Below are 24,422 nucleotides of genomic sequence, written 5' to 3'. Positions count from 1 at the left end.
GAAGGTTTCGTGGACATGCGCGGGGGCGCGCCGGTCATGATCACTTCCGGGCCGAAACGCCCGGCTTGTCAAGCGCGTTGGGATGGAGTTGCCAGCCCGAAGGCCGTGCCATAGTATGATATGTAACATTCAAAGAGGACGGCATGACCCGAACCGATCAACTCGACCTGTTTTCGCCCGCGCAGCGGCGCGAGCGTGTGGTGGAGTGGCAGGCGCCGGCACCGGTCGCGAAAGTGGCAATGGGCCTGTCGGGCATGGACGCCATGCTGGGGATTCGCGACGGCCGGCTGCCGCCGCCGCCTTTCGCGAAACTGATCGGTTTCGCGGTGGCCGTGGTCGAGCCGGGCCGGATTGTGCTGGAACTGGAGCCACGCGAGGATCTCGAAAACACCATCGGTCTTATCCACGGGGCGACCGCCGCCGCGCTGCTCGATACCGCCATGGGATGCGCGATCTCGACCCGGCAGGAGGCCGGCCAGAGCTCGGTCACGCTCGACCTGAAGCTGGCCTTCCTGCGCCCGCTCTCGGTGCGGTCCGGGCTGATCTCGGCCGAAGGCAAGGTGATCAAGCTGGGGCGGCAGACCAGCTACGCCGAAGGCTTCGTCCGGGACGGCAAGGGGGCCCTTGCGGTGCATGCAACGGCGACGTTTTCCATGATCGGAAGCAACTTAACATGAATTAATGCACCCTTTGCGTCGTTTGCGTGTTATGAGATGACTATCGACATCCAATGAGATCCGCATGCGCTATTCCCGGGAACACAAGCAGGAAACCCACGACCGCATCGTGAAGAAAGCTTCGGTGCGGCTGCGCGAGAGGGGTGCCCACGGCATCGGTGTCGCCGATCTCATGAAGGAGGCCGGCCTGACCCATGGCGGCTTCTATGCGCATTTTGATTCCCGCGAAGCGCTGGTGATGGAAGCCTTCGCCTACGCCATGGATCGTTCGATGGACCATTGGCGCAAGCTCACCGACGAGGCCGCTCCCGAAAAGCGGTTGGCGCTGTTCGCGGAGAGCTATCTCTCCACGCTGCATCGCGACAATCCCGGCAGCGGCTGCTCGATCCCCGCCCTCGGCGCCGAGATCGCCCGCGAGAGCCCGAAGACGCGAAAAGCCTTCGCCGGCAAGTTCGAGGAGATGATCGAGCAGCTCACGGACTACATCCCGAACCTGCCGCGCAAGGCCGCACGCAAGCAGGCGATCGCGACCTTGGCGACGATGGCCGGCACCATGCTGCTGGCGCGCGTCGCCGGGTCGAGCGAGCTGTCGGACGAGGTGTTGAAGGCGGGCAGGGACAGCGCGCTCGAGGGCACGAAGCGTGAGCCGAAGGTGACAGCGGCGAAGAAGACGAAGAACTAGACGAGCTGCCGTAGGGTGGGTTAGCCGTGCGGACTGCGCGAAGCGCAGACAGCTCGGCGTAACCCACCGCTGTGTTGATCCGCTGAGACAGAAGAGGTGGGTTACGCCGAGCAGATGCGCTTCGCGCATCTGCAGGGCTAACCCACCCTACGTGACCGTCGCTGACCGCCCCGCAAACAGCGCCCGTTCGCGCTCCACGATCTCGCCGATGTAATCCGCCACCGCCCTGATCCGCGCCAGATCCTTGCTGTCGGCGTGCATCAGCATCCAGAACGTCCGCGTGATCGAGATCTCCTCCGGCAACACGGCTACCAGCTGCGGATAATCGCTCGCCATGAAGTGGGGCAGCACGGCGATGCCGAAGCCTGAGAGCGTGGCGTTGAGCTGGGCGATCAGATTGGCGCTGCGGAAGCGCGCGGAGATCTTCGGCGACACCTGCGGCAGATAGTCGAGCTCCGGCGTGAACAGCAGCTCCTCGATGTAGCCGACGAAGCGGTGCTGCATCAGGTCCTGCCGCGAACTGATCTCAGGGAAGCGGTCGAGATAGGCGGGGGCGGCATAGAGGCCGAGACGGTAGTCGAGCAGCTTGCGGCCGACGATGCGGCCTTCCTTCGGCATGGTCAGGCTGATCGCGATATCGGCCTCGCGCTTGGAGAGACTGAACAGCCGCGCGGTGGCCACAAGTTGCAAATCGAGATCGGGATACCGGTCGGCGAAGGGCGCCAGCCGCGGGGCGAGGAAGGCCGTGCCGAACCCGTCGGGCGCGCCGATCCGCACCGTCCCGGTCAGCCGCGCCACTGAGCCGCCGACCTGCTCCTGGTTGGCGACGATGGTCGATTCCATGGCTTCCGCGCTGTCGGCGACGCGCTGGCCGGCCTCGGTGAGGAGGTAGCCGGTCTTGCGCCGGTCAAACAGCTTTGCCGAGAGGTGCTTTTCGAGCCGGTCGACGCGGCGGATCACCGTGGCATGGTCGACGCCGAGCTGTTTTGCCGCAGCCGAGACCGAGCCGCCCCGCACGATGGCCAGCACGAAGCGGAAGTCATCCCAGTCGATAGCGCCTTGATCCAGCATTTTCGCACATCTATGGTGCATTATCTCAGACTTGAATCCCAATAAATGCAGGTCGATAGGATTTGTCAAAGCGTTCAAGCTCGGCCTCAAGGAGATCATTCCATGCGTTCAGTCGGACATTTCATCGGTGGCAAGGAAGTGAAGGGCACGTCTGGCCGTACCGCCGACGTTTTCGAGCCCATGACCGGTGACGTCCAGGCCAAGGTGGCGCTGGCGTCCAAGGCCGAGGTTCGTGCCGCCGTCGAGAACGCGCGCGCCGCACAGCCCGAATGGGCCGCGACCAACCCGCAGCGCCGCGCCCGCGTCATGATGAAATTCGTGGAGCTGGTTCAGCGCGACTACGACAAGCTCGCCGAGCTGCTGGCGCGCGAGCACGGCAAGACCGTGCCGGACGCCAAGGGCGACATCCAGCGTGGCCTCGAGGTCGCGGAATTCGCCTGCGGCATCCCGCATTTGATGAAGGGCGAGTACACCGAGGGCGCCGGCCCCGGCATCGACATCTATTCGATGCGGCAGGCGCTCGGCGTCGTCGCCGGCATCACGCCGTTCAACTTCCCGGCGATGATCCCGATGTGGAAGTTCGCGCCCGCGATCGCCTGCGGCAACGCCTTCATCCTGAAGCCTTCCGAGCGCGATCCCGGCGTGCCGATGCTGCTCGCCGAGCTCATGATCGAGGCCGGCCTGCCGGCCGGCATCCTCAACGTCGTCAACGGCGACAAGGAAGCGGTGGACGCCATCCTCGACGACCCCGACATCAAGGCTGTCGGCTTCGTCGGCTCGACGCCGATCGCGCAGTACATCTATGAGCGCGCCGCGCAGACCGGCAAGCGCTGCCAGTGCTTCGGCGGTGCCAAGAACCACGCCATCGTCATGCCCGACGCCGACATGGACCAGGCGGTCGATGCGCTGATCGGCGCGGGCTACGGCTCGGCCGGCGAGCGCTGCATGGCCGTCTCAGTGGCCGTCCCCGTCGGCAAGTCCACCGCCGACCGTCTGATGGAAAAGCTGATCCCGCGCGTCGAGTCCTTGAAGATCGGCACCTCGATCGACCCGTCGGCCGATTACGGTCCGCTGGTGACGCGCGAGGCGGTCGAGAAGGTCAAGAGCTACATCGACATCGGCATCAAGGAAGGCGCGACGCTCGCGGTCGACGGCCGCGGCTTCAAGATGCAGGGCTACGAGAACGGCTTTTATCTCGGCGGTTCGCTGTTCGACAACGTCACCAAGGACATGCGGATCTACAAGGAAGAGATTTTTGGCCCGGTGCTCTCGGTCGTCCGCGCGCACGATTACAAGGAAGCGCTGGCGCTGCCGTCGGATCACGACTACGGCAACGGCGTTGCCATCTTCACCCGCGATGGCGATGCCGCACGCGACTTCGCGGCCAAGGTCAACGTCGGCATGGTCGGCATCAACGTGCCGATCCCGGTGCCGATCGCCTATTACACCTTCGGCGGCTGGAAGAAGTCGGGCTTCGGCGATCTCAACCAGCACGGCCCGGACTCGGTCCGCTTCTACACCAAGACCAAGACGGTGACCTCGCGCTGGCCGTCCGGCGTCAAGGAAGGTGCGGAGTTCTCGATCCCGCTGATGAAGTGATCTCCCTTAGAGCGAGGCTAGCATGCAATTCGCTCTGAACGAGGATCAGGTCGTCCTTCGCGACATGGCGATGGCGTTTGCGGCGGAGAAGATTGCGCCGCACGCGTTGCGCTGGGACGAGGAGAAGCATTTTCCCGTCGAGGTGATGCGTGAGGCCGCAACCCTCGGCATGGGCGGCATCTACATCCGCGAGGATGTCGGGGGCTCCGCGATGACGCGGTTCGACGCGGCGCTGATCTTCGAGGCGCTGGCGACGGGCTGCCCGACCACCTCGGCCTTCATCTCGATCCACAACATGGCGAGCTGGATGATCGATGCCTTCGGCAGCGACACCCAGCGCCATCAATGGCTGCCGAAGCTCTGCACCATGGAGCTGATTGCGAGCTATTGCCTGACCGAGCCGGGCGCCGGCTCGGACGCCGCGGCGCTGCGCACCCGCGCCGTGCGCGACGGCGATTATTACGTCCTCAACGGCCAAAAGCAGTTCATCTCCGGCGCCGGCGGCACGGATCTGCTGGTCGTGATGGTGCGCACCGGAGGCGACGGTCCCGGCGGTATCTCCACACTTGTCATCGACGGCAAGACGCCGGGCGTCTCCTTCGGCGCCAACGAGCGCAAGATGGGCTGGAACGCGCAGCCGACCCGTGCGGTGATGTTCGAAGATGCCCGCGTGCCTGTTGCCAATCGCCTCGGCCAAGAGGGCGTTGGCTTCAAGATCGCGATGGCCGGCCTCGACGGCGGCCGCCTCAACATCACGGCGTGCTCGCTCGGCGGTGCGCAGACCGCGCTCGACAAGGCGCGCAGCTACATGAAGGAGCGCAAGGCGTTCGGAAAGCGGCTCGACGAATTCCAGGCGCTTCAATTCCGCCTTGCCGACATGGCGATCGAGCTGGAGGCCGCACGCACCTTCCTGTGGCGCGCTGCGGCAGCGCTGGATCGCAAGGACCCTGATGCCACCATGCTGTGCGCGATGGCCAAGCGGTTCGGCACCGATGTCGGCTTCGAGGTCGCCAACCACGCCCTCCAGCTCCACGGCGGTTACGGCTACTTGAGCGAATACGGCATCGAGAAGATCGTGCGCGACTTACGCGTGCACCAGATCCTCGAAGGCACCAATGAAATCATGCGGCTCATCGTGGCGCGCAAATTGATTGAGGGCGCGCGATGAGCGGAGCGGAAGAGGGCGATCTCATCGCCCGTATCGAGGGCGCTGCCGGCATCATCAGGCTCAACCGTCCAAAGGCGATCAATGCCGTGACGCTGGAGATGTTTCGCGACATCGACAAGGCGCTCGATCGCTTCGAGGCCGATCCTGACGTCGCCGTGATCCTGTTGGAAGGCGCCGGCGAGCGCGGCCTGTGCGCCGGCGGCGACATCCGCGCGCTCTGGGAAAGCTCGAAGGTGAACGGCGACCTCGGCAAGATCCTGTGGCGCGAGGAGTACATCCTCAACGCGCGGATCAAGAAGTTTCCGAAGCCCTATGTCGCGTTCATGGACGGCATCGTGATGGGCGGCGGCGTCGGCCTCTCCGCACATGCGAGCCATCGCGTCGTCACCGATCGTACCAAGCTGGCGATGCCCGAGGTCGGCCTCGGTTTCTTCCCTGACGTCGGCGGCACCTATCTGCTGTCGCATTCGCCGGGCGAGATCGGCACCTATTTCGGGCTGACCGGCCAGACCATGAACGGGCCGGATGCGATCCATGCGAAGTTCGCCGATTGGGTCGTGCCGGCGGGGAAGTTGCCGGAGCTGCGCGAGGCGCTGACGAAGCTGCGTTCCGGCGCGACTGCCGCCGATGTCGGCAAGCTCATCAGCGGCTTTGCGACCGGCGAGACCGCGGGGCCGGTGGCTGCCAAGGAGCCTGTGATCGATGCCTTGTTCGGCTTCGACCGCATGGAAGACATCTTCGCTGCGCTGAAGCGCGATGGCTCCGAGTTCGCGCTGGCCACGCTGAAGACGCTCAACGAAAAATCGCCGCGCGGCATGGTCGTGACGCTGAAACTGTTGCGGCTCGCGCGCGCTACATCGAGCCTGGAAGAGTGTCTGGTGCGCGAATACCGCGCCGCGCTGGAAGTCTTCCGCAGCGATGATTTTCGCGAAGGCGTGCGCGCAGCCGTGATCGACAAGGACCGCAACCCGACCTGGTCGCCGACGCGGATCGAAGATGTGACGCCAGAAATGCTGGCGCCGTATCTCGCCGAAATCGGCGCTGATGAGCTGAAGTTCAACTAATCAACGATTGCAGCGGAGGAAACAACAATGGCCACGATCGCTTTCATCGGTCTCGGCAACATGGGAGGCCCGATGGCCGCCAACCTCGTCAAGGCCGGCCACAAGGTCGTCGCCTTCGACCTCGTCGAAGCCTCGCGCAATCAGGCCAAGGCCGATGGCGCCAGCATTGCCGAGAGCGCAGCGAGCGCGGTGAAGGGCGCCGATGGCGTCGTCACCATGCTGCCTGCCGGCAAGCATGTGCTCAGCGTCTGGAACGAGGTCGTGCCTGTGATGGCCAAGGGCGCCTTGATCATCGATAGCTCCACCATCGACGTCGAGAGCTCGCGGGCCGCGCATGCGCTGGCGACGAAGCATGGCGTGCTTTCGGTGGATGCGCCGGTTTCCGGCGGCACCGGCGGCGCCAAGGGCGGGACGCTGACCTTCATGTGCGGCGGAGAAGAGAACGCATTTGCTGCGGCCAAGCCCGTGCTGGAAAACATGGGCAAGAAGATCGTTCATTGCGGCGGGGCCGGCGCAGGCCAGGCCGCAAAAATCTGCAACAACATGATCCTCGGCATCTCCATGATCGCGGTCAGCGAGGCGTTTGCGCTCGGCGAGAAGCTCGGCCTTTCGCATCAGGCGCTGTTCGACGTCGCCTCGACCTCGTCGGGCCAGTGCTGGTCGCTGACGACCTATTGCCCGGTGCCGGGCCCGGTGCCGACCTCGCCGGCGAACAACGATTACAAGCCGGGATTCGCCTCCGCACTGATGGTGAAGGATCTGACCCTGGCGCAGGATGCCGCCGAGGCCGCGGGCGCTGCGACGCCGCTCGGCAAGCATGCGCAGGAGATCTATCAGTCCTTCGACGCAGCCGGCCAGGGCGGGGTGGATTTTTCCGGAATTATCAAGCACGTTAGGAGTCTAGCCGGGAAAGCTTGATGACGACATTTCAGGAAGCGCGCGCGTTTCTGCTGGATCACCGCACGGACTACGAGGCCGCGGTCAAAGGCTTCCGCTGGCCGGATCCGGTTCCGTTCAACTGGGCGCTCGACTGGTTTGACGAGCTTGCCAAAGATGCGGACGCCAAGGACCGTCCCGCGCTCTGGATCGTCGATGCCGCACAGGACAAGCAGACGAAGCTCTCTTTCGCGGCGCTCTCGAAGCGCTCCAACCAGGTCGCCAACTTCCTCCGCGCGCGGGGCCTGAAGCGTGGTGACCATCTGTTGCTGCTGCTCGGCAATGTGGTTCCGCTGTGGGAGACGATGCTGGCGGCGATCAAGCTCGGCGTCGTCGTGATTCCCGCGACCACGCTGCTCACCGCGGACGAGCTGCGCGACCGACTCGATCGCGGCAAGGCGAAGGCGGTGGTTGCCGCGCAAGATCAGGTCGCGAAGTTCGCGAGCCTCGGCGCGGAGAATATCGTTCGCATCGTGGTCGGCACCGCCTCCGACGGATGGTCGTCATACGACGAGGCGGCAAAGGCTTCGGACAGTTTCAGCGCAGACGGTGCGACCAACGCCGACGACCCCATGCTGCTTTATTTCACCTCGGGCACCACGGCAAAACCGAAGCTGGTCCGGCACAGCCAGCGCAGCTATCCCGTCGGGCATCTCTCGACCATGTACTGGATCGGGCTGAAGCCCGGCGACGTCCATCTCAACATTTCCTCGCCCGGCTGGGCCAAGCACGCCTGGAGCTGCTTCTTCGCCCCCTGGAATGCGGGCGCGACCGTATTCGTGGTCAACCAGCCGCGCTTCGACGCCAAGGCGCTGCTTGCCACCATCGGCCGCTGCGGCGTCACCACGCTATGCGCGCCGCCGACGGTGTGGCGGCTGTTCATCCAGGAGAATCTCGCATCGTTCAAAGTGGCATTGCGCGAGGTCTGCGGCGCCGGCGAGCCGCTGAACCCTGAGGTGATCGACCAGGTGCAGGCCGCCTGGGGCCTCACCATCCGTGACGGCTACGGCCAGACCGAGACGACTGCGCTGGCCGGCAATTCGCCGGGGCAAAAGATCAAAATCGGCTCGATGGGCCGGCCGCTGCCGGGCTATCGCGTGCAGATCAGCGACGCCGACGGCAACCCGGCGAAAGAGGGCGAGGTCACGCTGGTGCTCGGCAGTGAGCGCCCCGCCGGTCTGATGCAGGGCTACCAGAGCGACGACGGCAAGCTCTCTGGCGCCGAGGGTGAGCTGTATCGCAGCGGCGATGTCGTGTTCGAGGATGATGAGGGCTATCTCACCTTCGTCGGCCGTTCCGACGACGTGTTCAAATCCTCCGACTACCGCATCAGCCCGTTCGAACTGGAGAGCGTGTTGCTCGAGCACGAGCTGGTCGCGGAAGCGGCGGTGGTGCCGAGCCCGGATCCGATCCGCCTTGCCATCCCCAAGGCGTTCGTGCTGCTGACCTCGGGTGCGGAGCGCTCGCCGGAGACGGCGCTGTCGATCTTCAAGCACCTGCATGCCCGCCTTGCCCCGTTCAAGCGGATTCGCCGCCTCGAAATCGTCACCGAGCTGCCGAAGACGATCTCTGGCAAAATCCGCCGTGTGCAGCTACGACGGCTCGAACGCGACAATGATCGCAGCGATCCGCTGCGCGGCCGGGAATTCCGCGAGGAGGATTTTCCGGAACTGCCGAAAACACGGAGTGAGACCTAAGTGAACGAAGTCTGGAAGAAACCGCCGATTGCGCTCGAGGCCTATCAGGCCCTGGTCGGCAAGGAGATCGGCGTGTCGTCGTGGCACCTGATCGACCAGCCCCGCATCGACACTTATGCCGACGTGATCGAGGATCACCAGTTCATCCACGTCGATCCCGAGCGCGCGAAGAAAGAGACCGCCTTCGGCACCACCATCGCGCACGGCTTCCTGACGATGTCGCTGCTGTCGATCATGTCGTATGAGGTGATGCCGGTGATCGCCGGGACCACGATGGGCGTGAATTACGGCTTCGACAAGCTGCGCTTCATCTCGCCGGTGCGCTCCGGCAAACGCGTCCGCGGCCGTTTCGTGCTGGCGGAGGCCAAGCTGCGCAAGCTGAATGAATTGCAGTCCCGCACCAATGTCACTGTCGAGATCGAAGGCGAGGACAAGCCGGCGCTGGTCGCGGAGTGGCTGGGCCTGATCTATTTCGCGTAAGGCGAGGCGTCGTTGCCGGGCTTGACCCGGCCATCCATCGCTGGTCAAAAGCTCGTCAATTCGATGGATGGCCGGGTCAAGGCCCGGCCACGACGGCTAGCATGTAGGAAAGCACTCATGGCAATCAGGTTCGACGGACGCGTCGCCATCGTCACGGGCGCGGGCAATGGTCTCGGCAAGGCGCATGCGCTGGGATTGGCCAGCCGCGGCGCGAAAGTCGTGGTCAACGATTTCGGCGGGGCGCGTGACGGCACCGGCGGCTCGTTGTCGCCTGCGGAGGCCGTGGTCGAAGAGATCCGCAAGGCAGGCGGTACCGCGATGGCCGACGGCGCCGACGTCTCGAATTTCGAGCAGGTCACCGCGATGGTCGAGCGCGCCACCAAGGAATGGGGCAGCGTCGACCTCTTGTGCGCCAATGCCGGCATCCTGCGCGACAAGTCGTTCGGCAAGATGGAGGCCGCCGATTTCCAGAAGGTGCTCGACGTGCATCTGGTCGGCACCTTCTATTGCTGCAAGGCGGCCTGGGCCGGCATGCGCGATCGCAACTACGGCCGCATCGTGCTGACCACCTCGTCCTCCGGCCTCTACGGCAATTTCGGCCAGGCCAATTACGGCGCGGCGAAATCCGGCATGGTCGGGCTGATGAACGTGCTGGCCGAGGAAGGCCGCAAGAACAACATCCGCGTCAACATCATCTCACCGACGGCGGCGACCCGCATGACCGAAGAGCTGCTGCCGCCGCAGGCGCTGCAACTGATGAAGCCGAACGCGATCACGCCCGCGGTCGAGTACATGCTGAGCGAGGACGCGCCGACCCGCACCATCATGGGTGCCGGCGCCGGCTCCTTCGCCGTGATCAAGATCGTGGAGAGCGAGGGCATCAACCTGCCGGAGTCCGAGTGGACGCCGGACGCAATCGCCGCGCATTTCACTGAGATTAGCGACATGTCGAGGGCCAAGGCGCTCACGGGTGCGTTCGAGCAGACGCAGAAATACGTGGCGCAGGCCGCGGCGCGGGTGGGGATAAAACTCTGACAGCCGTCGCCGTCATCGGCGCCGGCCCGGCCGGGCTGATGGCAGCCGAAGTGCTCGCACAGGGCCGTGTCCGCGTCACTGTCTATGATGCGATGCCGTCCGCCGGCCGTAAATTCCTGATGGCGGGCCGAGGCGGACTCAATCTCACCCACAGCGAGCCGCTGCCGCAGTTCATGGCGCGCTATCGCGAGGCGGCACCGAGGCTGCAGGCGGCGATCGAAGCGTTTCCGCCTGAGGCGTTGCGGGCGTGGAGCGAAGCGCTGGGCGAGCCGACCTTCGTCGGCACCAGCGGAAGGGTGTTTCCCAAAGCGTTCAAGGCCTCGCCCTTGCTGCGCGCCTGGCTGCGGCGCCTCGATGCCGGCGGCGTGCGATTTGCCTTCCGTCATCGCTGGACGGGCTGGGACGGCGAGGGCCGGCTGCTGTTTCGAACGCCGGATGGCGAGGCGGCCGTCGTTGCCAACGCCACGGTCCTCGCACTCGGCGGTGCGAGCTGGCCGCGGCTCGGGTCGGATGGCGGCTGGGTCGAACTCCTCGCGGCAAGAGGCGTCGCCATCTCAAGACTGCGGCCAGCCAATTCCGGCTTCACGGTCGCGTGGTCCGACGTCTTCCGGAATCGTTTCGAGGGGCAGCCGCTCAAGGGCGTGGCGCTGACGATTGGTGCGCACACCGTGCGCGGCGAAGCGATGATCACGCGGGGCGGCATCGAAGGCGGCGCGATCTACGCGCTGTCGGCGGAACTGCGCGAGGCGGTGCTGGGTCTCGGGCAGGCGCGGCTTTCGATCGCATTGCGGCCCGACCTCGACGCCGCCGCGCTGACGACGCGGCTGTCAGGCACGCGCGGCAAGCAATCGCTGGCGAATTTTTTGCGCAAGGCCGCGCAATTGTCGCCGGTCGGCATCGGCCTGATGCAGGAAGCCGCCATCGCCTCCGGCCGGCCGCTTGCCGCGTTCTCGCCAGCCGAGCTCGCGCACCTCGTGAACGCAATCCCCGTTCAGCTCACCGGTATGGCCCCGATCGATCGCGCCATCTCGACTGCGGGCGGCATCACTTTCGACGAACTCGATGACCACTACATGCTGCGCAAGCAGCCGGGCGTGTTCGCGGCCGGCGAGATGCTGGACTGGGAAGCGCCGACCGGCGGCTATCTGCTGCAGGCCTCGTTTGCGACGGGTGCCGCGGCGGGGAGGGGTGTATTGGCATGGCTGAAGCGTTCTTAGAACGCCGTCGCCCTTCGAAGCCTCCGCTGCGCTCCGGCGCCTCAGGGTGACGGCTACGAGAGAGCGCCGTCTCTCAGCTTCGTTCAACAGAGAGCGTCATCCTGGTGCTCGGTTTCCGGTGCGACAGCACCGGAGGCCGAGCCTCGAGGGATGCGCGGGTGCCGAACCGCCTACCGCAACTTCCCCCGCGCCGCCACCGGCAGCGTGCCGATGATCTCCTCGCCGCGGACCATCACCACCTCGTCCATCATGTTGACGACGACGCAGACGTGGTTCGGCACGATGCGGACGATTTCGCCGACATTGGGCCGCGTGTTGCTGCGGGAGAGGTCGAGGAAGCCGTGCTCCTCGGCGAAGCGCGCGATTCTGGCTTCGGGATGCTCCAGGATCAGGCCGTGGCCGTCGAGACCGCCAGTGTCTGTCGTCAGCGTCTTCGAGCCGGCATCGAGGATGCCGCGCTCGGGCGCGGCGCGGCTGACCACGGTCGAATAGATGTGCAGCGCGCAATCGTCCCAGGTGGCGACACCGGCTGCGACTTGCATGCGGTCGTTGTAGATATAGGTGCCGAAGCGGTGCTCCGTGCCGCCCTTGAGCTTGCCGAGATTCTTCAGGTTCGGCGTACCTCCGGTGGAGACGATCTCTGGCTCCAACCCGACCGCACGCACGCCGGCGAGCGCTTCGTCAAAAAACCGCTGCGCTTCCGCCCAGCCCGTCTCCGTCGGGTACATGAGAAAGCCGGCAAACTTCAGCCCAGGCCAAGCCGACAATTCGCGTGCCAGTTCGATCGCTTCCGCTGGAGTTTCGACGCCGGCACGCTTGCGGCCCGTATCGCACTCGACGACCACGCGCAGCTCTCGACCCGCGAGATGGGGCACTTTGATCAGTCCGTCGATGACTGTCAGATTATCGACGGAGACGGTCACATTTGCCCGCGCGCGGAGCGCGCCGAGCCGCGCCATCTTCTCTTCGCCGAGCAGATTGTAGCTGATCAGGATGTCGTCGATGCCGGCGTTGGCCATGATCTCGGCTTCGCCCAGCTTCTGGCAGGTGATGCCCTTGGCGCCGGCCGCGACCTGCATCTTCGCAATCGTCGGGTTCTTGTGCGTCTTGATATGCGGCCGGTTGGCGACGCCAGCCTCGTCGCAGGCCTTCTGGATCCGCGCAATATTGCGCTCGACCCTGTCCATGTCGATGACGGCGCAGGGCGTACCGTATTCGCGGGCGATTTTTGCGGCGAGGGGAGTGGTCATATTATCTCTCTATTTCCGGACCCGTAAGATGGGTAGAGCGAAGCGAAACCCATCATAACCTAATCCCTTTGGCGATAGGTTTCGCTGCGCTCACCCATCCTGCGAATCTATGCCTGTTCAATTTCTTCACGCAGCATTTCCAGTTCGAGCCACCGCTCCTCGGCGGCGGACAGTTCTTCATGCGCCTTGGCGATGGCGGCGGAGGTGTCGTCGAATGTCTTGCGATCCCTCGCATAGAGATTGGGATCGTCGAGCACGCGCTGCAGCTTGGCGATGTCGGCCTGCAGCGTCTCCATCTTCCTCGGCAGGGTTTCCAGCGCGTGCTTTTCATTGAAGCTGAGCTTCCGCTTGGGCGAGGAGGCGGGAGCAGCTGCGCGCTCCTCTTTCTTCTCGGCGGGAGCCTGCGCCGTCGCCGTCTCACGCTTCAGGTCGGCGCCGCGCTGCGCCAGCATGTCGCTGTAGCCGCCGGCATATTCGATCCACTTGCCGTTGCCCTCGGGCGCGATCACCGAGGTGACGACGCGGTCGAGGAAGTCGCGGTCGTGGCTGATCAGGATCACCGTGCCCTCGTAATCGCCGAGCATCTCCTCGAGCACGTCGAGCGTTTCGAGATCGAGATCGTTGGTCGGCTCGTCCAGCACCAGGAGGTTCGAGGGCTTTGCCAGCGCGCGCGCCAGCATCAGCCGGCCGCGCTCGCCGCCGGAGAGCACTTCCACCGGTGTGCCGCGCTGCTCCTGCGCGAACAGGAAGTCCTTCATGTAGCCGACGACGTGCTTCGGCTTGCCTCCAACCATGATCTGGTCGCCCCGGCCGCCGGTCAGGGCTTCGGCCAGCGTCGACTTGGGATCGAGGCTTTCGCGGTGCTGGTCGAGCGTGGCCGTCTCCAGATTGGCGCCGAGACGTATCATGCCAGAATCCGGCTGCATGCCGCCGGTGAGCAGATTGACCAGCGTGGTCTTGCCGGCGCCGTTCGGCCCGATGATGCCGAGGCGGTCGCCGCGCTGGATGCGGGTCGAGAAATTCTCGACGATCTTGCGCTCGCCATAGGCCTTCGTGACGCCCTTGGCCTCGATCACCAGCTTGCCTGACTGCTCCGCCTCGGCCGCCGCGAGACTGGCGGTGCCGGCGGTGCCGCGATAGTTGCGGCGCTGGTCGCGCAGCGTGTGCAGATTGGCGAGGCGCTTGACGTTGCGCTTGCGCCGGCCGGAGACGCCGTGACGCAGCCAGTGCTCTTCGTCGACGATCTTGCGGTCGAGCTTGTGCTGGTCACGCTCTTCTTCCGCTAGCACCTCGTCGCGCCAGCTCTCGAACGAGGCAAAGCCGCGGTCGATCTGCTTGATCTTGCCGCGGTCGAGCCACGCCGTGGAGCGCGACAGATTGGTCAGGAAGCGGCGGTCGTGGCTGATGATCACCAGGGCGCTGCGGCGGCTGTCCAGCTCCTGTTCCAGCCATTCGATGGTGGAGAGATCGAGATGGTTGGTCGGCTCGTCCAGCAGCAGAATGTCGGGCGAGGGCGCCAGCACATAGGCCAGCGCCGCGCGACGGGCTTCGCCGCCGGAGAGATCATGCGGGTTCTCATCGCCGGTGAGGTCGAGCTGCTCCAAGAGATAGCGTGCCTGGTGCTGGTCGTCGCCGGGCGCGAGACCTGACTCGACAAACGCCAGCGTGGTCTTGTGCTCGCCGAAGTCAGGCTCCTGCGGCAGATAGCGCACGGTCGCGCCGGGCTGCACGAACCGCATGCCGCCGTCGGGCTCGACCAGGCCAGCCGCGATTCTGAGCAGTGTCGACTTGCCCGAGCCGTTGCGGCCGATCAGGCAGACGCGCTCGGATGGCGCGACGTTGAGCTCGACACCTGATAGCAGCGGCGTGCCGCCAAAGGTCAGCCTGATGTCTTTCAACTGGATCAGCGGCGGCGCCATGATCAGCCCTGACTGGTGGCGGTCTGGTCAGCGCGGCGGCGCTGGATCCGGCGCAGCGTCTGGTCGAGCGCCGAGAGGAAGGCGGAGCGGTCGCGCGGTGCGAACGAGCGCGGGCCGCCGGTGACCTCGCCGGCCGAGCGCAAGTCGGTCATCAGGTTGCGCACCGCCAGCGTCATCCCGATCGACTCCTCCGTGAACGGCTTGCCGTTCGGAGCGATCACCTCGGCGCCCGCCTTGACGCAGCGGCTCGCCAGCGGAATGTCCGAGGTCACGACGACGTCGCCGGGCTTGGCGCGCTCGGCGATCCAATCGTCGGCGGCGTCCATGCCGCTACCTGCCGCGATACGCTCGATCAGCGGGTCCGGCGGCACGCGGATGAAATTGCCTGCGACGACGCTCACGGGCACGCCGTGCCGGAGCGCAACGCGATAGATCTCGTCCTTCACCGGACAGGCGTCGGCATCGACATAGATGCGGGTGGGGGTATCGGTCATTGGCCGCGTGGTACCCCATTCGGGCCGCAAAGGCGAGGGGATTGACCGGTGTTCCCGGCGGCCTACGATCGGCCCGAAACAACAAGACTACAGGGAACGCCCATCATGCCGAACCGGCTCGAAACCTGGCGCGTCGAGGCCTACAACACCGCCAAGCAATCCGAAAACAAGATGCATGACGACGCGGTGGCGCGCCGCTTCGGCTTTTCCGGCGGGCTGGTCCCGGGCGTGGACGTCTTCGCCTACATGATGCACGTGCCGATTGCCCGTTGGGGGCGCGATTTCCTGTCGCGCGGGCTGGTCGAGGCCCGCTTCATCAAGCCGGTCTATGACGGCGAGGCCGCCGATGTCGACGCCACCGAGCACAATGAGCTGCTGACGATCGAGGTGTTCAGCCGCACCGAGCTGTGCGCGACCGGAACGGCGTCGCTGCCGGCCGCTGCTCCAGCGGTGTTGGCGAGCGACTATGTCGCCGCGCCCGTGGTCACCGAGCGGAGGCCGGTCAGCGCGGCGACGTTCGAAATAGGCAAGTGGCTGGGCACGACACCACGCCGTTGGGCCGGGCCGGATGCGGCCGGCTATCTCGCTGACATCCGCGAGACCGACCCGGTCTTCGCGCGTGAAGGGCTTGGCCATCCCGGCCTGATCCAGCGCGTCATGAACCGCGTGCTGGTCGACAACACCATTCTGGGCCCGTGGATCCATGTCGGCAGTCGCATGCAGCTGTTGTCGGCCGCGCGCGCCGGTGACGAGATCACCGCGCGGGCAAAGGTCACGGCCAACTACGAGAAGAAGGGCCACCGCTTCGTCGAGCTCGACGCCCTCGTCGTCGCCAATGGCACGACGCCGATTGCGCACTGCCAGCATACGGCAATCTACCAGCCGCGCGAGCAGGCGGCGGCGTGACTTCGCCTCTCCCCGCAAACGGCAGGGCTATCGCATATGATTTGTAGCGACGGCCTGCGCGCACGCCTCGTCCCTCGAGACGGCGCTTACGCGCCTCCTCAGGATGAGGCTAAACGACATCAGTGTCCGTTGAAACTGCTGCCGCACATTCCGTCCTCATCCTGAGGAGCCCGCCTAAAGCGGGCGTCTCGAAGGATGGCCGCAGGGATAAGCTCTCAAATGCGATAGCCCTGCCGCAAGCGGGGAGAGATGAACAACAATTACGCCGCCTTTGCCTTCGCCTCCTGGATCGCGCGCCACACGCGCTCCGGGGTCAGCGGCATGTCGATGTGCTTGATGCCGTAGTCCGAGAGCGCGTCCAGCACGGCGTTCACCACTGTCGACAGGCTGCCGGCGCAGCCGGCTTCGCCGCAGCCCTTGCTGCCGAGCGGATTGGTCGTGGCGGGCACCGGGTGATCGCCGACGGTCATGTTCGGCACGTCCTCGGCGCGGGGCAGGGCGTAGTCCATCAGCGAGCCCGTGATCGGCTGGCCGCTGTCGTCGTAGCGGATGTGCTCCATCAGGGCCTGGCCGATGCCCTGCACGACGCCGCCATGGAGCTGGCCCGCGACCAGCAGCGGGTTGATCACCGTGCCGAAATCGTTGACCGCGCTGTAGCGCGCGATCTGCACAACGCCGGTCTCCGGATCGATCTCGACCTCCGCGACGTGGCAACCGTTCGGGAAGGCCGAGGCGACCGGTTCGCTGGTGTGATCGACGTCGAGCGTATCAGGGACGCCCTCGGGCATCTTGCCGTCATGCAAGCGCTTGGCGAGCTCCATGATGTCGATGCTGCGATCGGTGCCGGCGATTGTGAAGCGGCCGCCTTCGAATTCGATGTCGGCTTCGGACGCTTCGAGCATATGCGCCGCCGCGCGCTTGCCTTTCTCGATGACGAGTTTGGCCGCCCCCACGATGGCCTGGCCGCTTGCGGTGATCGAGCGCGAGCCGCCGGTGCCGCTGCCGGTGTGGACGATGTCGCTGTCGCCCTGCACGAGCTTGATGCTCTCGAAGGGAACGCCCAACTGCGCGCTCAGCACCTGCGCGAACGGCGTCGCATGGCCCTGGCCGTAATCGAGCGTGCCGGTGATGAGCTGCACGGTGCCATCAGCATCGAACACGATCTTGCCGAGCTCGACGCCGGGAGGCGCGGTGACTTCGAGATAGGAGCCGACGGCGATGCCGCGCAGCTTGCCGGCCTTTTTGCTCTCCTTCTTGCGCTTGGCGAAATTCTCGTGGTCCGAGATTTCGAGCGCCTTGTTGAACACGGCCTGGAAGTCGCCACTGTCATAGGTGACGCCGGAGGAGGCCGGGAACGGGATCTGGCTCGGCTTGATGAAGTTGCGCTTGCGCAAGGTCAGCCGGTTGATGCCCATCTCGTCGGCGGCGCGGTCGATCAGCCGCTCCATGTAATAGTTCGCCTCGGGCCGGCCGGCGCCGCGATAGGCGCCCATCAGCGTGGTGTTGGTCAGCACCACCTTGATGTCGACGGCCATCAGCGGCGTGCGGTAGACGCTGGAAAAATTCTTGCCGGTGTTGAGCGAGAGCGGCCCCGGCGCGACGCCGGTGATGTAGGCGCCGACATTGCCGTAGCCGGACAATCTTGCCGCGAGGAAATGCCCCTCGGCGTCGAGCGCCAGCTCGGCATGGATTTTTTGCGCGCGGCCGTGGCTGTCGGAGAGGAAGGCGGTCGAGCGCTCGTCGAGCCATTTCACCGGACGGCCCAGTGCCTTCGCCGCATACAGGATGCACATGTATTCGGGATAGTTGATGTTCTTCATGCCGAAGGAGCCGCCGACATTGGCGGTGAGGATGCGCACCTTCTCGTTCGGCACTTTCAGGTTCTTGGCGAGGTTGGCGCGGTTACCGGCCACACCTTGCGTCGGGACCTGCAGCGTGTAGCGCTCGGTCTTCTTGTCGTAGGAGGCGAGGCCAACCCGCGGCTCCATCGAGACCACCGCGACCCGGGTGTTCTCGATGTCGATCCTGGTGACATGGGCGGCGCTGGCAAAGGCCGCGTTGACCTTGTCCACGTCGCCGTAATGGTAGTCGAGCACGACGTTATCAGGGATGTGCTCATAGAGCTGTGGCGCGCCGGGCTTGGCGGCTTCCGCGGGATCCGTCACGGCCGGCAGCGGCTCGATGTCAAGCTCGACCGCCTCCGCGGCATCGCGGGCCTGCGCCAGCGTCTCCGCCACCACGAAGGCGACGGGATCGCCGACGAAGCGGACCTTGTCGGTTGCGAGCGGCTGACGGTTGGTCTGCAGCAGGGGCGAGCCGTCGCGGCTCTTCAGCGGCAGGCCGCAGGTGAAGGGGCCGTAGCCGGCGGCATCGAGGTCCTTGCCGGTCCAAACCCCCAGCACGCCCGGCATCGCCTTGGCGGCATCGATACCGACGCCGCGGATGACGCCATGGGCGTGGGTGGAACGGACGACCACGGCATAGGCCTGGTCGGGTAGGTTGAAATCGTCGGTGTAGCGGCCCTTGCCGCGCACCAGCGTGTCGTCCTCCTTGCGGCGGACGGGCTGCCCGACGCCATATTTTTGCAGTGCAATAGCGTTTTCGAGCGTGGACGATTTGGTGTGTTCTTGCATGGGAATGACCTGAAAAGCCGGTATTTGCGCATTTTCGCGGCAGCGGGGGACCGGATTCCACTGAGATAACCCACGACCCCGTTCACGACAACGCACGAATGGGCATGGTCCCATGTGATGCGTTGTTGCGCATACCCGCCGCGCTGCTAATGTTTCAGGCGAAAAAGCAATTCCAGACCGGCCCGACCGGCCGCGGAAAGACAGTTTGTATGAATGACCACACGCGGCTCCGCGACGGCCATGCGCCGCACGGTGAGCTGGAGGGGTCGATGGCCGCGGTGGCGTTGGCCACTGAACCGGCCGTCGGCGCGCAGGCGCCGGGAACCGGCGTCTATGCGGCGCTGGACCTCGGCACCAACAATTGCAGGCTGCTGATCGCCTGTCCGACCCAGGACGGCTTTCGCGTGGTCGATTCCTTCTCGCGCATCATCCGGCTCGGGGAGGGTGTTTCGGCCACGGGTTGCATCAGCGAGGCCGCGATCGAGCGCGCCATCGCTGCGCTCAGCATCTGCCGCGACAAGATCAATCTGCGGAAAGCGCGCCGGCTGCGGCTGATCGCAACCGAGGCCTGCCGTGCGGCCTCGAATGCAGAGGGGTTCCGCAGCCGCGTTGCGGCCGAGACCGGCATCGAGCTCGAGGTGATCGACCGCGAGACCGAGGCCGCGCTCGCCGTGCTCGGCTGCTCGCCGCTGGTCGACCCGAGGGGACGCGGCGCGATTCTGTTCGACATCGGCGGCGGCTCGACAGAGCTGGTGCGGATCGAGCGCGACCCGGAAAATCCGGAGCCGCGCATCAAAGCCTGGATGTCGATCCCTTATGGTGTGGTCACGCTCGCCGAGCAGTTCGGCGGCCGCGACGTGACGCCGGAAATCTATGCTGCGATGGAGCAGGAGGTCGCGAACCACGTCGCGCCGTTCGCGGAAGAGCATGGCGGCGATCTCGCCGACATGCACCTGCTCGGCACCTCGGGCACGGTGACGACGCTTGCCGGCATCCATCTCGACCTCGCGCGCTACGATCGCCGCCGCATCGACAGCATCTGGATGAACGATTCCGACATCACCGCGACCATCACCAAGCTGCTCGCCATGAGCTATGAGGAGCGCGCTGGCAACAACTGCATCAGCGTCGAGCGCGCCGATCTCGTGCTCGCCGGCTGCGCCATCCTCGATGCCATCAGGCGCGCCTTTCCGCTGCCGCGCCTGCGCGTCGCCGACCGGGGCCTGCGCGAAGGCATGCTGGTCGAGATGATGCGCGAGGACGGTGCGCTCAGGAGCTGGTGAGATGGCCAAGGACACCACCGGCCGCTTGCACGTCCAGGTCAAGACCGGCGGCAAGCGCAAATTGTCGTCGAAGCTCTGGCTGGAGCGGCAGCTCAACGATCCCTATGTCGCCAAGGCCAAGGCGGCGGGCTATCGCTCGCGCGCGGCGTTCAAGCTGCTCGAGATCGACGACAAGTTCCGGTTTCTGAAGCCCGGCATGGCCGTGGTCGACCTCGGCGCCGCACCCGGCGGCTGGAGCCAGATCGCCGCCAAGCGCGTCGGCTCCACGGAAGGCAAGGGCAAGGTCGTCGCGATCGACCTGCTCGAGATGCCCGAGATTCCCGGCGTCGATTTCGCGCAGCTCGATTTCATGGACAATGATGCGCCCGAAAAACTCACCGCGATGCTGGGCGGCGGCGCCGACATCGTGATGTCCGACATGGCCGCCAACACCACCGGTCACCGCAAGACCGACCAGCTCCGCATCGTTGGCCTCGTCGAAACGGCGGCAGCCTTTGCCTGCGACGTGCTCAAGCCCGGCGGCACCTTCTTGGCCAAAACGTTTCAGAGCGGGGCCGACGCCGATCTGCTCGCCCAGCTCAAGCGCGACTTCGCCGTCGTGCGCCACGTCAAGCCGGCCGCGAGCCGGCAGGATTCCTCGGAACGCTATGTGCTGGCGACGGGGTTTCGGGGCGGGACATAGTCTGCCGCATGTTTTTCTTCCTGCATAGTCATTGTTTGATTATGCTTCACGCTCATGAATATCCAGGACATCGAAGCCTTCGTCGCCGTCGCCGAAGCCGGTTCCGTCAATCGCGCCGCGATACGGCTTCGTCTGACACAGCCGGCGACGACGCGGCGCATTCAGAGCTTCGAGCAGAATTTCGGCACGGCGCCGCTGTTCAATCGTGCGGTGAAGCCGGCCGTCCTGACCTCGCTCGGGCTTCACGTGCTCGAGCACTGCCGGCGTGTGCTGGCCGCGGTGAGCGAACTCGAGGCCTGTAGCGCTGGCGGCGCCGACCCGTCCGGCGATTTGAGGGCAGGGGTGGCGCATGGTCTCGGCGAAATGGTCATGACGACGCCGCTTGATGTGCTGCGGCGGACGTTCCCGCGCGTCAGGCTGCAGGTGAGCTCGAGCTGGACCACGGACCTGATCGAGGAGGTTCGCCGCGGCGCGCTCGATTGCGCGGTCGGCCTGCTCACCGAAGCGCATTCGATCCCTGCCGGAGTGACGAGCATTGCCCTGGGGGCGGAGCAGGTCGTTGTCGTCGGTCCGAAGAAAGCGGCGGCAAAGTCCAAAGCCCGTCCATATCGGCTGCGCGACCTTGCCGAACGCGGCTGGTTTCTCAATCCGCCGGGCTGCGGTTGCCGCGCCGCGCTCGTCAAGGCGTTCGAGCGGCAGCGACTGCCGATCCACGTCGCGGCCGAGGTTTTCGGCGAAGACCTCCAGCTCTCCTTGCTCGCCCAGAGCGGCGGGCTCGGCCTCGTGCCCCGCCGTCAGTTCGCGCACAGTCTTCACCGGCGCGCGCTGCGGATACTGGATGTGGCGGATTTCACGATGCCGGTGACCGTGGCGTTGATCCGCCGCAGCGCTGCCGGGCGCTTTGATCCCGCCATCGCGCAGCTGGCGGAGCAGGTGAGGGCCGCGCTCCGCTAGATATTCAGCGCATAATCATGATCATGATTATGCATTTGAAGTATATGTGGGCTTTCGCGTATCGGTGGGAAGCACGATCATCCGATCGGGCTCGATCCATCTGCATGGCATAGGAGACACCCATGATCGTCACCATATTTCGCTCGCGCCTCAATCCGGGTGTGCAGGATGAATACGGCCCGATGGCGAAACAGATGAGCGAACTGGCGCGAACGATTCCGGGCTACGTCGCCCACAAGGGCTTCGTGGCCGACGACGGCGAGCGCGTGACGATCGTCGAGTTCGAGAATGAGGAAGCCTTACAGGAATGGCGGCATCCCGACCATGTCCGGGCCAAGCGCCGCGGCATCGAGAGCTTCTTCTCGGACTACAGCGTCCAGATCTGCAGCGTGCTCCGCAGCCGCAGCCGAGGCGCCGGACCGGAGGCAGCAGCATGACCGTGCGCCATGCTGTGTTCGACCATCTGACGGTTGGGGCCTCCTCGCTCGAAGTGGGCGTGGCGCATGTCCAACGTTGCCTGGGCGTGGTCGTGCCGCCGGGCGGCGCGCATCCTCTGATGGCAACGCACAATCATCTCATGAGGCTCGTCGAGGGCGCATTTTTGGAGATCATCGCCCCCGATCCCTACGCAAGACCGCAGCGCAAGCGCTGGTTCGACCTCGACAATCCCACCATGCGTTCGCGCCTGGAAGAGTCGCCGCGGCTGATCAACTGGGTTGTTCGGGTGAACGATCTCACGCAGACCCTAGGTGAGATCGACGAGGAGGTCGGCGAGCCCGTAGCCGTGACTCGCGGTGCTCTCTCCTGGCTGATCTCCGTGCGTCCCGACGGTGCCATGCCCTTCGACGGCGCTTTCCCGACGTTGATCGAATGGCCGGCCGGCCCGCATCCGTCGGCGCGCATGGCCGATCTCGGCTGTTGTCTTGAGCGGTTATCGATGAGCATCCCGCGGCAGAACGCATGTCCGGCTTGCTCGCGCTCGTCATCGCCGATGATCGCGTCGTGATCGCGGTCGGCGACACGATGCTGATGAGAGCAACGATTTCGACGCCTGCCGGCTCGCGCGAACTGTCCTAGTTTGCATGACTCGGATTCGGATGTGCGGGGCCGGATCGGTCACCCCAGCCGCTGATCCCGCACGTCCTGCGTATCCTCGCTCGCCGCCTTGATCGCCGCCTTTTCCGCGCCCTTGCCGGCGCTCTTGCGGCTCGCGATTTCCACGGCCTTGCGGCCGGAGATCTCGTGGCCGGCGTCGGCGGGCATCTGCCAGAAGAACCAGCTCGAGGCTGCCGAGGTCAGCGCGACCACGACGAAGGCCGGCGCGAACACGGTGGCGTCGATCTCGCCGACATGGTGGAACCACATCGTCGTCTCGACGCAGGCCGCGCCGACCGCAACGCCGGCCGAGACCGCCAGCTGCTGGTTGACGCTGACGAGGGTGGTGGCACGGCTCATCTGCGCGGTCTCGACGTCGGCATAGGCGACCGTGTTGATCGCGGTGAACTCCAGCGAGCGGAAGAAGCCGCCGACCACCAGGATCACCATGATGATGAGCAGCGGCGTCGTCACCGTGAACAGCGCGCAGACGGCGAGGAAGAACGCGCTGACGATCGCGTTCACCGTCATCAGGTTGCGGAAGCCGAAGGTGCGGATGAGGCGTGCCGCCAGCGTCTTCATGCCCATCGCCCCTAACGAGGAGGCGAAGGTGACGAGGCCGGAATGGAACGGCGACAGCCCGAAGCCGATCTGCATCAGGAGCGGCAGCAGGAACGGCAGCGCGCCGATGCCGAGCCGGAACATGAAGCCGCCGAACACGGCCGCGCGCAGCGTCGGCAGCTTCAGGAGCGAGAAGTCGAGCACCGGCGAGCCCGTGCGCCGGGCGTGCAGGACATACAGCGTCATCGAGATCGCGCCACCCACGACCAGGGCGGCGACCGTGCTCCACGGCAGCAGGTTCAGTCCGGCAACGGAGAGTCCGAATGCGATGCCGGCAAGCCCGATACCCGCGAGCACCATGCCGTAGAGATCGAACGGCTCCTGCGTCTCGCTCTTGATGGGATCGATGAAGCGCAGCGCCATGAAGATGCCGAGCAGCCCGATCGGGATGTTGATCAGGAAGATCCAGTGCCAGGACGCGTAGGTGGTGATGAAGCCGCCGAGCGGCGGGCCGATCACCGGGCCGATCAGGGCGGGGACCGTCACCCACGCCATAGCGTTGACCAGCGCGCTCTTGTCGACCGAGCGCAGCAAGACGAGGCGCCCGACCGGCGTCATCATCGCCCCGCCCATGCCCTGCAGGATGCGCGCGAACACGAAATCGGTGACCGAGGTCGAGAGCGCGCAGCCGACCGAGCCGACCATGAACACGCCAACCGCGATCGCAAACACCATCCGCGCGCCGAACCGGTCGGCGGTCCAGCCGCTCGCCGGGATGAACACCGCGAGCGACAGCAGATAGGAGGTGATCGCGAGCTTGAGCGTCAACGGACTTGTGCCGATGTCGGCCGCGATCGCCGGCAGCGAGGTGGCGATCACCGTCGAGTCCATGTTCTCCATGAAGAGAGCAGTGGCCACGATCAGCGGAATGACGCGTTGCTTGTCGACCATGACGGATTGGTAATGAAAATCGGAAGGAAGGGGGTCATTGCGGCTTATCACCGTCGCCCGCCCGCGAC

The 24,422-nt window shown here is 65.4% G+C and carries 22 protein-coding genes; 16 read left to right on the top strand and 6 right to left on the bottom strand.

The features are described from left to right. Positions 1 to 143: 143 nt before the first annotated feature. Both IVA79_RS15495 and IVA79_RS15490 read left to right on the top strand, forming a co-directional pair. Positions 144 to 677: a PaaI family thioesterase gene (locus IVA79_RS15495; RefSeq protein ID WP_247554114.1), complete on the top strand. Its 534-nt coding sequence runs from the start codon at positions 144 to 146 to the stop codon at positions 675 to 677. 64 nt (positions 678 to 741) lie between these two features. Next, entirely contained in the window at positions 742 to 1,359 is a 618-nt protein-coding gene (locus IVA79_RS15490) for a TetR/AcrR family transcriptional regulator (RefSeq protein ID WP_247554112.1), read from the top strand. A 147-nt stretch (positions 1,360 to 1,506) separates the two neighbouring features. On the opposite strand, the gene IVA79_RS15485 is transcribed toward IVA79_RS15490, so the two are convergent. Further along, positions 1,507 to 2,430, bottom strand: a complete 924-nt coding sequence (locus IVA79_RS15485) for a LysR family transcriptional regulator (RefSeq protein ID WP_247554110.1) — start codon at positions 2,428 to 2,430, stop codon at positions 1,507 to 1,509. Between the two features lie 102 nt (positions 2,431 to 2,532). Here IVA79_RS15485 and IVA79_RS15480 point away from each other — a divergent pair, with 102 nt between their 5' ends. The 8 genes from IVA79_RS15480 to IVA79_RS15445 all read left to right on the top strand — a co-directional run bounded on the left by IVA79_RS15480 (position 2,533) and on the right by IVA79_RS15445 (position 11,626). Continuing rightward, on the top strand, positions 2,533 to 4,029 hold the full coding sequence (locus tag IVA79_RS15480) for a CoA-acylating methylmalonate-semialdehyde dehydrogenase (RefSeq protein ID WP_247554108.1): 1,497 nt from the start codon (positions 2,533 to 2,535) through the stop codon (positions 4,027 to 4,029). Positions 4,030 to 4,051: 22 nt separating this feature from the next. Next, positions 4,052 to 5,197 (top strand): isobutyryl-CoA dehydrogenase, encoded by a 1,146-nt coding sequence (locus tag IVA79_RS15475; protein ID WP_247554106.1) that lies wholly within the window; start codon positions 4,052 to 4,054, stop codon positions 5,195 to 5,197. After that, positions 5,194 to 6,261 (top strand): enoyl-CoA hydratase/isomerase family protein, encoded by a 1,068-nt coding sequence (locus tag IVA79_RS15470; protein ID WP_247554104.1) that lies wholly within the window; start codon positions 5,194 to 5,196, stop codon positions 6,259 to 6,261. Before IVA79_RS15475 ends, IVA79_RS15470 begins: the two co-directional genes overlap by 4 nt. Before the next feature lie 27 nt (positions 6,262 to 6,288). Further along, positions 6,289 to 7,179, top strand: a complete 891-nt coding sequence (gene mmsB / locus IVA79_RS15465; protein ID WP_247554102.1) for a 3-hydroxyisobutyrate dehydrogenase — start codon at positions 6,289 to 6,291, stop codon at positions 7,177 to 7,179. Continuing rightward, entirely contained in the window at positions 7,179 to 8,894 is a 1,716-nt protein-coding gene (locus tag IVA79_RS15460) for an AMP-binding protein (RefSeq protein ID WP_247554100.1), read from the top strand. The genes mmsB and IVA79_RS15460 overlap by 1 nt, the downstream gene beginning before the upstream one ends. Beyond that, complete coding sequence (locus IVA79_RS15455; RefSeq protein WP_247554098.1) at positions 8,895 to 9,374, top strand: MaoC family dehydratase; 480 nt, start codon at positions 8,895 to 8,897, stop codon at positions 9,372 to 9,374. It abuts the gene before it with no gap. Between the two features lie 117 nt (positions 9,375 to 9,491). Beyond that, entirely contained in the window at positions 9,492 to 10,409 is a 918-nt protein-coding gene (locus tag IVA79_RS15450) for an SDR family NAD(P)-dependent oxidoreductase (RefSeq protein WP_247554096.1), read from the top strand. Next, positions 10,406 to 11,626 carry a TIGR03862 family flavoprotein gene (locus IVA79_RS15445; protein WP_256465630.1) on the top strand — a complete coding sequence of 407 codons (1,221 nt, stop codon included), beginning with the start codon at positions 10,406 to 10,408 and terminating at the stop codon, positions 11,624 to 11,626. Before IVA79_RS15450 ends, IVA79_RS15445 begins: the two co-directional genes overlap by 4 nt. A 170-nt stretch (positions 11,627 to 11,796) precedes the next feature. Here the strand turns inward: IVA79_RS15445 and IVA79_RS15440 are convergent, their stop codons facing one another. The 3 genes from IVA79_RS15440 to IVA79_RS15430 all read right to left on the bottom strand — a co-directional run bounded on the left by IVA79_RS15440 (position 11,797) and on the right by IVA79_RS15430 (position 15,289). Beyond that, positions 11,797 to 12,876 carry a D-TA family PLP-dependent enzyme gene (locus tag IVA79_RS15440; protein ID WP_247554092.1) on the bottom strand — a complete coding sequence of 360 codons (1,080 nt, stop codon included), beginning with the start codon at positions 12,874 to 12,876 and terminating at the stop codon, positions 11,797 to 11,799. Between the two features lie 107 nt (positions 12,877 to 12,983). Next, the gene (locus IVA79_RS15435) at positions 12,984 to 14,795 is read right to left on the bottom strand and encodes an ATP-binding cassette domain-containing protein (protein WP_247554090.1); all 1,812 of its coding nucleotides are present in this window, start codon (positions 14,793 to 14,795) and stop codon (positions 12,984 to 12,986) included. A gap of 2 nt (positions 14,796 to 14,797) precedes the next feature. Beyond that, entirely contained in the window at positions 14,798 to 15,289 is a 492-nt protein-coding gene (locus tag IVA79_RS15430; RefSeq protein ID WP_247554088.1) for a YaiI/YqxD family protein, read from the bottom strand. Positions 15,290 to 15,394: 105 nt separating this feature from the next. On the opposite strand from IVA79_RS15430, the gene IVA79_RS15425 reads away from it, so the two are divergent. Next, positions 15,395 to 16,195 (top strand): hypothetical protein, encoded by an 801-nt coding sequence (locus tag IVA79_RS15425; RefSeq protein WP_247554086.1) that lies wholly within the window; start codon positions 15,395 to 15,397, stop codon positions 16,193 to 16,195. A gap of 260 nt (positions 16,196 to 16,455) precedes the next feature. On the opposite strand, the gene IVA79_RS15420 is transcribed toward IVA79_RS15425, so the two are convergent. Further along, positions 16,456 to 18,828 carry a xanthine dehydrogenase family protein molybdopterin-binding subunit gene (locus tag IVA79_RS15420; protein ID WP_247554084.1) on the bottom strand — a complete coding sequence of 791 codons (2,373 nt, stop codon included), beginning with the start codon at positions 18,826 to 18,828 and terminating at the stop codon, positions 16,456 to 16,458. 209 nt (positions 18,829 to 19,037) lie between these two features. Between IVA79_RS15420 and IVA79_RS15415 the strand changes: the two genes are divergently transcribed. The 5 genes from IVA79_RS15415 to IVA79_RS15395 all read left to right on the top strand — a co-directional run bounded on the left by IVA79_RS15415 (position 19,038) and on the right by IVA79_RS15395 (position 22,753). Further along, positions 19,038 to 20,111: a Ppx/GppA phosphatase family protein gene (locus tag IVA79_RS15415; RefSeq protein WP_247554082.1), complete on the top strand. Its 1,074-nt coding sequence runs from the start codon at positions 19,038 to 19,040 to the stop codon at positions 20,109 to 20,111. Position 20,112: 1 nt separating this feature from the next. Further along, on the top strand, positions 20,113 to 20,793 hold the full coding sequence (locus IVA79_RS15410) for an RlmE family RNA methyltransferase (protein ID WP_247554079.1): 681 nt from the start codon (positions 20,113 to 20,115) through the stop codon (positions 20,791 to 20,793). Positions 20,794 to 20,847: 54 nt separating this feature from the next. Beyond that, positions 20,848 to 21,747 carry a LysR family transcriptional regulator gene (locus IVA79_RS15405; RefSeq protein ID WP_247554077.1) on the top strand — a complete coding sequence of 300 codons (900 nt, stop codon included), beginning with the start codon at positions 20,848 to 20,850 and terminating at the stop codon, positions 21,745 to 21,747. Between the two features lie 122 nt (positions 21,748 to 21,869). After that, entirely contained in the window at positions 21,870 to 22,184 is a 315-nt protein-coding gene (locus IVA79_RS15400; protein ID WP_247554075.1) for an antibiotic biosynthesis monooxygenase, read from the top strand. A gap of 14 nt (positions 22,185 to 22,198) precedes the next feature. Next, complete coding sequence (locus tag IVA79_RS15395; protein WP_247554073.1) at positions 22,199 to 22,753, top strand: VOC family protein; 555 nt, start codon at positions 22,199 to 22,201, stop codon at positions 22,751 to 22,753. Between the two features lie 110 nt (positions 22,754 to 22,863). Here IVA79_RS15395 and IVA79_RS15390 read toward each other — a convergent pair whose 3' ends face one another. Beyond that, the gene (locus tag IVA79_RS15390; RefSeq protein ID WP_247554071.1) at positions 22,864 to 24,354 is read right to left on the bottom strand and encodes an MFS transporter; all 1,491 of its coding nucleotides are present in this window, start codon (positions 24,352 to 24,354) and stop codon (positions 22,864 to 22,866) included. Positions 24,355 to 24,422: the final 68 nt, after the last annotated feature.

Origin of the sequence: Bradyrhizobium sp. 138 (genome assembly GCF_023074075.1) — a bacterium.
In the GTDB taxonomy this organism is placed as follows: domain Bacteria; phylum Pseudomonadota; class Alphaproteobacteria; order Rhizobiales; family Xanthobacteraceae; genus Bradyrhizobium.
Note: the sequence above shows the minus strand (reverse complement) of the source record. Positions and strands in the feature narration are given on the sequence as shown.

Coding starts and splice junctions, on each gene's coding strand:
- IVA79_RS15495 (WP_247554114.1), top strand. CDS start 144: ATGACCCGAACCGATCAACTCGACCTGTTTTCGCCCGCGCAGCGGCGC.
- IVA79_RS15490 (WP_247554112.1), top strand. CDS start 742: ATGCGCTATTCCCGGGAACACAAGCAGGAAACCCACGACCGCATCGTG.
- IVA79_RS15485 (WP_247554110.1), bottom strand. CDS start 2,430: ATGCTGGATCAAGGCGCTATCGACTGGGATGACTTCCGCTTCGTGCTG.
- IVA79_RS15480 (WP_247554108.1), top strand. CDS start 2,533: ATGCGTTCAGTCGGACATTTCATCGGTGGCAAGGAAGTGAAGGGCACG.
- IVA79_RS15475 (WP_247554106.1), top strand. CDS start 4,052: ATGCAATTCGCTCTGAACGAGGATCAGGTCGTCCTTCGCGACATGGCG.
- IVA79_RS15470 (WP_247554104.1), top strand. CDS start 5,194: ATGAGCGGAGCGGAAGAGGGCGATCTCATCGCCCGTATCGAGGGCGCT.
- mmsB (WP_247554102.1), top strand. CDS start 6,289: ATGGCCACGATCGCTTTCATCGGTCTCGGCAACATGGGAGGCCCGATG.
- IVA79_RS15460 (WP_247554100.1), top strand. CDS start 7,179: ATGACGACATTTCAGGAAGCGCGCGCGTTTCTGCTGGATCACCGCACG.
- IVA79_RS15450 (WP_247554096.1), top strand. CDS start 9,492: ATGGCAATCAGGTTCGACGGACGCGTCGCCATCGTCACGGGCGCGGGC.
- IVA79_RS15440 (WP_247554092.1), bottom strand. CDS start 12,876: ATGACCACTCCCCTCGCCGCAAAAATCGCCCGCGAATACGGTACGCCC.
- IVA79_RS15435 (WP_247554090.1), bottom strand. CDS start 14,795: ATGGCGCCGCCGCTGATCCAGTTGAAAGACATCAGGCTGACCTTTGGC.
- IVA79_RS15430 (WP_247554088.1), bottom strand. CDS start 15,289: ATGACCGATACCCCCACCCGCATCTATGTCGATGCCGACGCCTGTCCG.
- IVA79_RS15425 (WP_247554086.1), top strand. CDS start 15,395: ATGCCGAACCGGCTCGAAACCTGGCGCGTCGAGGCCTACAACACCGCC.
- IVA79_RS15420 (WP_247554084.1), bottom strand. CDS start 18,828: ATGCAAGAACACACCAAATCGTCCACGCTCGAAAACGCTATTGCACTG.
- IVA79_RS15415 (WP_247554082.1), top strand. CDS start 19,038: ATGAATGACCACACGCGGCTCCGCGACGGCCATGCGCCGCACGGTGAG.
- IVA79_RS15410 (WP_247554079.1), top strand. CDS start 20,113: ATGGCCAAGGACACCACCGGCCGCTTGCACGTCCAGGTCAAGACCGGC.
- IVA79_RS15405 (WP_247554077.1), top strand. CDS start 20,848: ATGAATATCCAGGACATCGAAGCCTTCGTCGCCGTCGCCGAAGCCGGT.
- IVA79_RS15400 (WP_247554075.1), top strand. CDS start 21,870: ATGATCGTCACCATATTTCGCTCGCGCCTCAATCCGGGTGTGCAGGAT.
- IVA79_RS15390 (WP_247554071.1), bottom strand. CDS start 24,354: ATGGTCGACAAGCAACGCGTCATTCCGCTGATCGTGGCCACTGCTCTC.